Annotated in this window: 2 protein-coding genes; one reads left to right on the top strand and one right to left on the bottom strand. The window is 67.5% G+C overall.

Going from position 1 to position 9,957, the window contains the following annotated elements:
- Positions 1-43: 43 nt before the first annotated feature.
- Positions 44-6,730, bottom strand: coding sequence for an RHS repeat domain-containing protein (locus ACGFR9_RS24940; protein WP_393212300.1), 6,687 nt, complete (start codon positions 6,728-6,730; stop codon positions 44-46).
- A 484-nt stretch (positions 6,731-7,214) separates the two neighbouring features.
- Here ACGFR9_RS24940 and ACGFR9_RS24945 point away from each other — a divergent pair.
- On the top strand, positions 7,215-9,957 hold a 2,743-nt coding region (locus ACGFR9_RS24945), incomplete at its 3' end, for a DNRLRE domain-containing protein (RefSeq protein ID WP_393212302.1).

The raw sequence follows: 9,957 nt of genomic DNA on the forward strand, positions 1-9,957 counted from the left end.
TCCTGGGTACCTCACTGACTTTTGGGCGCACTCTACCCGTTCGCTACTCCAGCCCGAACGGGCTGGTGAACATCTTGCCGACCACATAGATCGCCATTGACGCGACGGCGCCCATGGTGATGTTCCGCTGCTGCTCCGGAGTGGGCTGCCAGACCTGGATCTTCTCCAGGATCGGCACCGTCTCACGCTGGTAACCGTCGGGCCCCTTGCCCCGCGGAGGCATCTTGCGTGTCCACCAGCCGACTACGCCCTTGTATTCCTCCCCGGTGCGAGTGGAGCCCTTGCGCTGTTGTGTGGACTCGGCCACCAGTTGCTTCTTCGGGTCCAGCGGGTCCAGGGTCGTTATCTGCGGAAGGGCGTTGCCCCGTTCGACCGTCCGGAAGGTGCCTTCCTTTCGCTCGATCTTCCGCAGCGCGTTGATGTAGCGGTCGAGGGTCGAAGGGCCATCCAGTTCCGCCGTCTTCGCCGACTTGACCTCCCACACGAAGATGGTGTCCGGGAAGATCACGACGACGTCGGCGAAACCGCCCTTCCCGTTTTCGCGCTGTGCTCCGGGAATGTAGTACTCGGTCTGCACCTGCACGTCCGAGCGGTGCCGCCACAGGAACTTCAGGTAGAGGGCCACCGCCGCGACGGCGGCATCGTGTCGGATCTTGTCCGCAGCTATGTCTTTGCCGTCGCGGCCCTTGCGGGTGTTCCCGGAGTTGCTGTCGCTTTTTCCGCCGCCCTCGTAGTAAAGGATGAGGCCGGTCGGGTCGCTCTTACTGACAGGGCTGCCGTTGCTGTACGTGTACCCGTTCATCTGGAGCGGGTCGGCGATGTCGATGACCGGGTCCGCCGAGAGGAAGCGGCCAGAGACCTGGTCGTACTCGCGGGCGCCGATGTGGGTGAGGCCGGTGGCCGCGTCGTCGATGCCGACGCCGAGGTAGCTGCGCTTGTTAGGCCAGGCCGATGGCTTGGCCCCGCGGGTTTCGCCATAGGGCTTGAAGGCACGTCGGGTGACTGGCTGGCCACTCGTGAGTTCGACGGCCGTGCTGGCCGTGCCGAGGTGGTCGGCGAGCAGGACGTTGAGCTTGTGACCGGTGGTCGCGCCGTTGGCCGTGGTGCGGACCGCGGTCGGGGCGCCGGCATGTGCGTAAGCACGCGCGGCACGGGTGATGGTGCCCGAGGAATTCGTGGTGAGCTCGGTCTCGCCCAGGTAGAGCGTCGAGCCCGCCGGTGAGTTCTCCAGAATACGGTTGCCCTCGGCGTCGTAGACGTACGTCGTCTTGGTGCCGTCGTCGGTGATGGTGTCCAGCTTGTTCTCTGCCGTCCAGGTCAGTGCCTGGGTCGTGGTGGGCAGGTCGCGGACCTCGGTGTTGCCCGCCGCGTCGTAGGAGTAGCTGCTGCCCTTGCCGGACGGGGCGGAGCTGATCCACTTCGTGGTGTGCGGCTGCGTGCTCCCGTAGCCGTACGAGTAGCTGACGTTCTTCGTCGCGTCCGCCGGGTTGTGCTCCGTCATCCCGGCCCGGTTGCCGAGCCAGTCGAAGGTGAAGGACTGGCGGTAGGCGGTCGCGTCCGTGGCGACCGTGGCCGCGTCGGGTGCGGCTGCCGCCAGGGAGGACGCGAGGGCGGCGTCGGGGTCCGACACGTCGGTGGCCTCGTCCGGCGCGTCGGCCACCGGGCCAGAGGACGCCTCGTAGTCAGTGCGCGGGCCCCACGTGGTGCCGTCCGAGGACTTGCAGCCGGTGCCGTTACCAGCGGGAGCCACACTCGACGTCCAAGCGTTCACCAACTCGCCCATGGCGTCGTACGTGAAGCACTGGGTGTCCCACGTTTCGCCGGAGGCTTCCGCCAGTTTGCGGGCCTGGGACGTGATGATGCCGGAGGCGTCATAGGAGTAATAGCTGTCGCTGATGCGGTGAGGGCCCGCGGTCTCCCGGTCCGCGACCGTGCGCTGGAGCTTGCCGGTACGGGGGTCGACGAAGTTCGTTGTCCAGACGCGGTGGGGCTGGGAACCGGAGACCGTGCGCATGACCTCGCCGAACGGCGAGTACGTGACGTCGGAGGTATACCAGGCCAGGCCCGAGGTGGACTCCGCCAGGCCGTCACCGTTATAGCGGGTGACGACCTTCTCCTGCGCGAGCCCGCCCACGGCCGGCATAGTGACAGACTGTGGCTGACCAGTGACCTTCGTGTAGCTGTACGTGTATGCGTAGGTGCCGGCGAAACCCGTCGTCATCGCGTTGCCGGGGATCACTGTCTCCCGGCCAGTGGGTCGGTAGCCGGCATCATAGGACGTGATGCGGTTGATGTAGTCGCCGTTCGCGGTGTGCCGGATCGAGGCCACTGGCTGACCGAGTGCGCCGGGCAGGGTGTCGTAGGTGAACTCCTTGGCCGGAGTGGCGGTTTCGGAGCCCTCTCGGATCTTGGTGATCCGGCCCAGGACGTCGTACTCCGTGTACGTCGTCTGCGACCGGGACGTGGTCACCTTGCTGGGCCGGTCGGCGTCGTCGTACGAGGTGTCCGTCTTGCCGGTGTCCGGGTCCGTGGCGGAGGTTACGCGGCCGCGGGCGTCGTACGTGTACGACCAGGCATTGCCCGCCGGGTCGGTGACCTTGCTGCGGTTGCCGCGTGAGTCGTACTCGTAGACGGTCGCGCGGCCCGTACCGCTGGACGGGACGTCCTGGCTGTAGTGGTGGACCGAGGTGGTCCTGCCGAGGGCATCGGTGTACGTGCGGGTCCTCGGGGTGGTGGAGCCGGCGGGGTTCACATACGTGCTGGTGTCGTAGTGGGTGGTGTACGTGGCGTACCTGAAATCGCCGTCCAGGTAGGTCGACAGGCGGATCTGCCGTTCCATGCCGTCGTACCGGGTCTTCGTCCAGCTCGGAATCCGGGACTTCGAACGGGGTTCGAACAGTTCGGGGGTCGGCTCCCCCTTGGCGAGGTACTTGCCGGTTTGCTCGTCGACGAGGCCGTGGTCGTTGTACGTCGTGTCGCTGACGATCCGGCCGGGCCCGTGGGCGTCGGTCTGGACCTGGACCTCGCGCATCAGGCCGTCGTAGACGGTGACCTTGCTGCCGTAGGTGCCGTTGTCCTTCAGCGTTTTGACGGTGACGGCCGCGGGCCGGGTCTGCGCGCTGGTGGCGATCGCGCTTTGGTAGGAGATGACGACGTCCGGGACCGCCTCGTCCGACCGGGTCGCCGTCCAGCCCTTCACCAGACGGCCGAGGGCGTCGTACTCCGTGCGGGTCACGTGGCCGTTGGCATCGGTGACTGTCAGCGGTTGGCTGCGTCCCGGGTCGAAGGTCGTCGTGGTGGCGTGACCCATGGCGTTGATCAGCTTGCTGGAGGTGAGCGGGCCGCCGTCCGCGGGGGTGTACTGGGTCTCGGTGGTTCCCTGGCCAGGCTTGGTGACGGTGCGCACCCGGCCGAGAGAGTCGTAGGTGGTGCCGGTGACGATCGAGTACGCCGTTCCGGCGCCGTTGGTCTCGGCCACCGAGGTGACCTGACCCTTGGTCGGAGTGGCGCCGTAGGCCAGGTTGTCGTAGGTGTGGCGGACCGCCTTCGTCAGCTGGGTGGCCGGGTCGGCGGCGCTGTACTCCGCGCAGGATGTGCTGGTGGTCCGCTCCTCTTTGGGTAGCCCGATCAACCAGGCCGAGGTGTTATGGACGTACGAGGTCTTGGTGCAAGTCCGGTCGGAAAGGGTCTCGCCGGTGCCGTTCGGCTTGACCACGGACCTCTCGGCCTGGATCGGCAGACCGTAGGCGTCGTCGACCTCGGTGATGGTGCGGACGGCCCGCCAGCCCGTGTCCCCGTTCCGCTGGATTTCGTCCGTGCGCTTGACGCCGCCGCGGTGGGCGAGCAGCGGGTCCATGTCCGCGCCGTTCTCTGCCTCGCGTGCTCGGGATGCGGTCTGCCTGGACCAGGGATAGTTCAGTGTCCGCTGCTGCCACCGCTTGTCGGAGTTGAGGTAGACGATGCTCTCCGCCGTCATGCCGGCGTACTGCGGCGTGTCGTCAGAGAGGAGCGTGTACGTGCCCGTGGAGTCCTTGATCTCACCGCCGACGCCCTGGAAGTAGCGTGTCTCCGTGTACGACTGGGACTGTGGGTCGCCCTGCTGGGAGCTGGACTTGCTGCCTTTGGTGACGGCCACCTGGCGGTAACCGCGCCAGTCGCTGTGGGTGCGCAGGGACGGGCGAGTGAACTCGTCATCGCTCTTCGCCCAGGCGGGACCTGTGTAGGCGTACTTGGTGACGACCGGCTTGCCGCGCGAGGTGACCTTGTCGGTCTCGGTCACGGAGTGGACGACGTACTTGTTGAACCAGGACTTGGCCGGTGTCTTTTCGTCACCGTCCGGGGACCAGCGCACCGGGTAGCAGGTGCCGTTGTTCTTGCCCTTGTCCTCAGCCGGCTCACTGGCGCAGCCACCCTTGTACTCGACCTCGATATCAGCGCCGTTCTCGGTGGCTACGGTGCCGATGCGGGGGCGGGTGAAGCCGGGACGCTGGTCGTCCGGCCCGGTCGGGACCAGGTTCGGGAGCTGGCGGTCCTGCAGTCGGGCGCGCAGCGGAGAGGCGGAGCCGACCGAGTACTCGGCGAAGCTGACACCGTCCTTGTGCTGGAGGGTGCCGGTGGTGTCACCGGGGGCGAAGCCCCGGCGGGTGATCGAGTTCAGCCACAGTCCGGGGGCCGTGTCGTACCAGTCCTCCGGGAAGGACTGGTGGAGCTGGTAGGTGTCGACCTTGCCCAGGCCGGTCTGGCCGGCGCGGGCGGCCTTCGTCGTCACCGTGTCCAGACGCATCTGCGTCCAGAACGACGGGAAGGCGGGGCACAGCTTCGACGTCGACTTGCAGTTGAGGTTGCCGGGGGTGTCCCACCAGGGGCGGTAGGCGCCGGGGTCGTCGGTCTTGGCGAAGTTCGCCGCGTCGCAGGCCGTCTCGGACTTCAAGCAGCGCTGCTTGACGCCGAAATCGATTGTCGCGGAGGGCTTCGTCAGGTCGGAGCGCATGCCGTACTCGATGGTCGTCGGATAGGCGTAGCGGTCGTACTGCTCGGGAGACTTGAACTTCTTCTTGACCGAGTAGTAGTTCGTCTCCTGCCTCCAGTTCACGACCAACGTGTTGCCGTGCACGTCGACGATCTTGTCCAAGCCCCAGCGCCAGGCCTGCTTCTTTCCGGAGCCGCAGCGGGAGTCGGCGAAGGCGGTGGCGTGACAGGGTTCCCCTGGGTGGTTGCCGAAGACGGGCACGGTGGAGACGGAGTTGGTGTCGGCGTGGCCACCGCCGACCTGGTTGAGGCCGAAGTAGTGCTTGGTGCCGTCCGGTGTCGTGACGATCCAGTACTCGCCGTTGTTGTCGCCGTTACTGCCGCCGGTACGACGCTCGACGCGAGTCCCGTCGTCCTGCTGAGGGCGGTAGACCTCGGTGTCGGTCTCGGGATTGCTGCCGGAGGTGGCGTCCCGCACCAGTTCCGTGGTTTTGCCGCCTAGCGACATCACCGCGTTGTACGAAGCCCAGCATAGGTCGGACGTCTTGTCCTTCTTGGCCGTGTTGTTGGGCGTGCCGGACTTCATCGCCTTGCGGTCGTCCTGGCAAGAGCGGTAGCGGCGTTCGATGTGACCGGCGTCATAGTCCCAGCCCTCGCCGATCCAGGAGACCTGGGGCGAGGAGACCGCCGTACGGCCGTCAACGGTCTGGGAGTTGTAGGAGAAGGTGACATTGGGAGCCGGGCCGGCCGGGGCCGCTGGTACCGTCAGCGGGTACGACCAGGTGAACGCTCCCGACGAACCTCCCGCCTCCCACTTGCCGTTGGACACCAGAGGCGTGGCCCGGAACGTGCCGCCCGCGCCGCCGCCGGAGTCGACGGCACCGATGACCGCGGTGTCGCCGACCGCGGCGACAGAGGTGGCCGAGGTTCGGTAGGTGGCCTGAGCGACGGAAGAACCGTTCGAGGACGCGATGTTCGCCGAGGCCGGAGTGACTGTGCCGTCCGCCGCCGTGTCGACCGTCGCCGTGATCGACTGCGTCTTGGTGTCGTTGACCGTCTCCAGTTCCTCGTACTCCTGGCACGCCTCGACATCGGGCGTGGTCAGGTAACACTCCGGGAACTGGACGAAGCGCAGCCGGGAGGCCCAGTCCGCGCCGTAGAGGTTCTTGAACTCGGTGTAGTCGAGCTCGACCGAGATCGGGACGGAGCCCGTCGCCGGGGCCTGGACCTTGACGACCGCGCCGTCGACCCCCTGGGAGACGGCAGCGGCACGGTCGTAGACCTGTACTCCCCACGTGCCGGTCGGTGCGGCCTGGTCAGGGGCCTGGCCGAGGCTGACGGGAAGGTCCTCCACAGGGGTCAGGCCGACCTGCTGGGCGGAGGTGGCGGCGGCCCGGGTGGCTGCTCCCGTTCGCGCGGACGCCTGGACCGTGCTTGCCGTCGAGCCGAAACTCACCGAGCCCGTGTCGGGCGCCGGGGCCGTCGCCGTGCCGGCCGGGGCCTGCTGCAGGTCCTCGGGGACGTCGACCTTCAGGGACTCGAGGTCCCGCTCGAAGGTCTCGCCCGTGAGGATCTCGTCCTGCTCGAGCGCCTCCAGGTTCAGGGTCTCGCGACCTTTCTCGGTGACCGACGGGTCGGGCGGCAGGGCCAGCGACGGGGTCGGCAGAAGAGTGACGAGCAGAGCCGCGCCGATGGTGGGCACGACTGCCGCGCGCAGACGACGCAGACGGTGACGGCGGACATGCGAAGAGCGACCGAACACGACAAGGTCCCCCCGGACCAGTGAGGCGGGACCGGGTTCGGACCACGCGTGATGGCGTATCAGATACCGGGGATTCTGTGACGCCTTTGTGAAGTTCCGCTAGATCGTCTGTGCGGATGTGATGATCGACACGGTGCGTAAGTAAAGATAGCGGATAGTCAGGTTCAGACCTGCGCTTTTTTGAGGTAAGGGAAAGCGTGGCGACTCTCATACCAATCGCTTGAATCAATGGTTCCCCGGGCAAACAGGGGCCGGATCAGGGGCGTTGAGAGCCGGTTCGAGATGTTTTGCTCTCAAGTCCGTTGCTCAGCAGTGTCGTTGTCAGCCGATTCCTTTATCCACGTTTACGGGCAGTCCGGTTGGTCCACTCAATCGGCGGCTCCGCTCGCAATGCGTGACGACGGCCTGCGCATAGGACATCATCGGCTGGGCCCGGCCGAGCCCTGTCCCGTGCCGGTTCCAAGGGAAAAGGGGAACCCGCTCGATGACGCGCAAGGAGCGCAGCCGCCGTCGTGTGCCCGCAGGACGGACCACCGCCGCCGTGCTGACCGCGGCGCTCGCCGCCACCGGCATCACCTTCATCGGCCTCGGCCTGGACGACTCGGGCTCCGGGGGCGAATCGGGGGGCAGCCGGAGCACCAAGCCGGTCACCGAGGCCGCCGCGCTGGCAGAGGCCGCGAAGACCGGGAAAAACGTCGAGGTCACCGCCTTGCGCACCGCGCGGTCGACCACCTGGGCGCGGTCCGACGGGTCCCTGGCCAAGAAGCTGTACTCGTCACCGGTCCGGGCCAAGGTGGGCGGCGAGTGGAAGCCGATCGACTACGACCTCCAGCGCACGGACAAGGGCTGGGAGCCGAAGGCGACCAACGCGCGGATGGTGTTCTCGGCGGGGTCGAAGGCGAGCGCCTCGAAGTCCGACGCGTCGAAGACGAGCGGCGAGGACGAGCGTGCCTCCCGTTCCGGTGTCCGTCGGGTCTCCCTGGTCAAAGGCATGCGCACCGCCGCCGCGGATGCCAGCCCCCTGGCCACCCTCACCGTGGACGGTTACACCATCCAGCTGACCTGGCCGGGCGCGGTCCCCGCCCCGGTCATCGACGGTTCGCGGGCCCTGTACCCGGAGATTTTCCCGGGCGCCGACATCGTCCTGACCGCCGACGACGAGGGCTTCGCCCAGCTGCTCGTCCTGAAGAACCGGGCGGCTGCGGCCAATCCGCTCGCCCAGCGGCTGTCGTACGGCATCACCTCTGACGACCTGACCTTCCGGCTGGACCCGGTCACGGGTGTCCTGTCCGCCGAGAGCGCCTACGGCAACGAGGTGGCGGTCTCGCCGACCCCGCTGATGTGGGACAGCAGCGGAGCGCCGGCGGTGACGGACGGCGGCGTCGGCGCGACCGCGCAGCCGACCGCTTCGGAGACCCCCGGCCCCGTCGAGTCGGCCACCGACGCACCGAGCGACAGCCCCGGTCCCACCGAGGAGCTGATCGAGACCGACGAGCAGGCCGACACCAATCCGGAGACCCTGCCGGTGGCCAGCGACGGTCCCGAGGTGACGGTGTCGGAGTCGCCGTTGCCGTCCGCGCCGGCGGAGCCGACACCCGCGCCCGCGCCGACCGGCCCGGCGGCCACCCTCGGCCTGGCCGGGCTCGACGGGCCCTCGCCCGACTCCCGCGGTGAGCTGGTCGAGGCGGAACTGTCCGGGGCGAACTGGGTCCTCACCCCCGAGCTCTCCTTCCTCGACGACCCGGCGACCACCTATCCGGTGTTCGTCGACCCGTCGGTGAAGAAGCACACCCAGAACTGGACCACCGCCTACAGCCGGCACCCCAACGCCACGTTCTACAACGGCAAGGGCTTCAACAAGGGCGGTACGCACGAGGCGCGGGTCGGCTTCGAGTCGGACACCTGGGGCACCTCGCGCTCGTACTTCAACATCGCCTTCGACAAGGGCCTCAAGGGCACGAAGATCACCAGTGCGAAGCTGCGGATGCTGGAGACGTACTCCTGGTCGTGCAGCGCCCGTTCGATGAGCGTGCACCTCACCGGCGCGGTCAACGGGCACACCAACTGGAAGAACGCGCCCAAGCTGACCGACGGCAACAAGTTCGCGACCAAGAGCTTCGCGCACGGCTACAAGTCCGGCTGCCGGGACGCCTACGAGACCTTCGACGTGAAGAAGGCCGCGCAACAGCGGGCCGACCAGGGCAAGGACAGCATCACGTTCGGGCTGCGGGCGCGGGACGAGAAATCGCAGTACGCGTGGAAGAAGTTCCGGGCCAACGGCGACAACGCGCCCGTGCTGGAGCTCGTCTACAACCGCAAGCCGGTCGTCGACGCCAAGTCGCTCGACCTCGGCCCGGACGCCAAGTGCACCACCACCGAGCCGTACGTCCGCATGGGCTCGGGCGACCTGACCTTCACCGCGCGGGCGTCCGACAAGGACAACAACCTCGACCGCCTGGACTTCGACCTGTGGCCGACGGGCAAGTGGGACACCACCGGTGACCTCCTGAAGACCACCGGGAACGTCTCCGTCGGCGGCGACAAGGACGTCGCACTGCGCACCACCAGCGGGTTCGCCACCAGCAAGCTCACCAACAACACCCTTTACTCCTGGCGGGTGCGCGCGGTCGACGACGCCAACTCCACCTCCGCCTACGCCCCCGCCAAGACACCCTGCCGCTTCGTCCTGGACACCACCGCGCCCAAACCGCCCAAGGTCGGCTCCACCGACTTCCCCAACGCCGACGGCAGTGAGAACGGCTTCGGCAACGACGCCGAGGACGCCAACTGGTCCACCAAGAAGTTCGGCACGCCCGGATCCTTCACCGTGCGCGCACTGAACACGGACGTCGTCCGCTACGAGTACGGCTTCAACTCGGCGAACTACCCGTTCTCCTTGAGCCGCACCTCCGGTACGGCCACGAGCGTCAGCGCGACACTGGCGAACACCAAGCCACCGACCGCCGGACCCAACGTGCTGTACGTACGGGCCGTGGACGCCGCGGGCAACGTGTCCCAGGCGACGAAGTACTTCTTCTACGTCACCCCACGCGACCAGGCCGACACCCCCGGCGACTTCACCGGCGACAAACTGCCGGACCTGATGGTCGTCACCGAGGGCGGCAACCTGGCGCTGTACCCCTCCCAGGCCACCAACGACCTGGCCAAGGGCTCGGGCGACCTGGACTACTCCATGTCCGGCGCCTACCGTTCCAACCCCGCCAAGG

Source organism: Streptomyces sp. NPDC048584, assembly GCF_043199595.1.
In the GTDB taxonomy this organism is placed as follows: Bacteria; Actinomycetota; Actinomycetes; order Streptomycetales; family Streptomycetaceae; genus Streptomyces; species Streptomyces edwardsiae.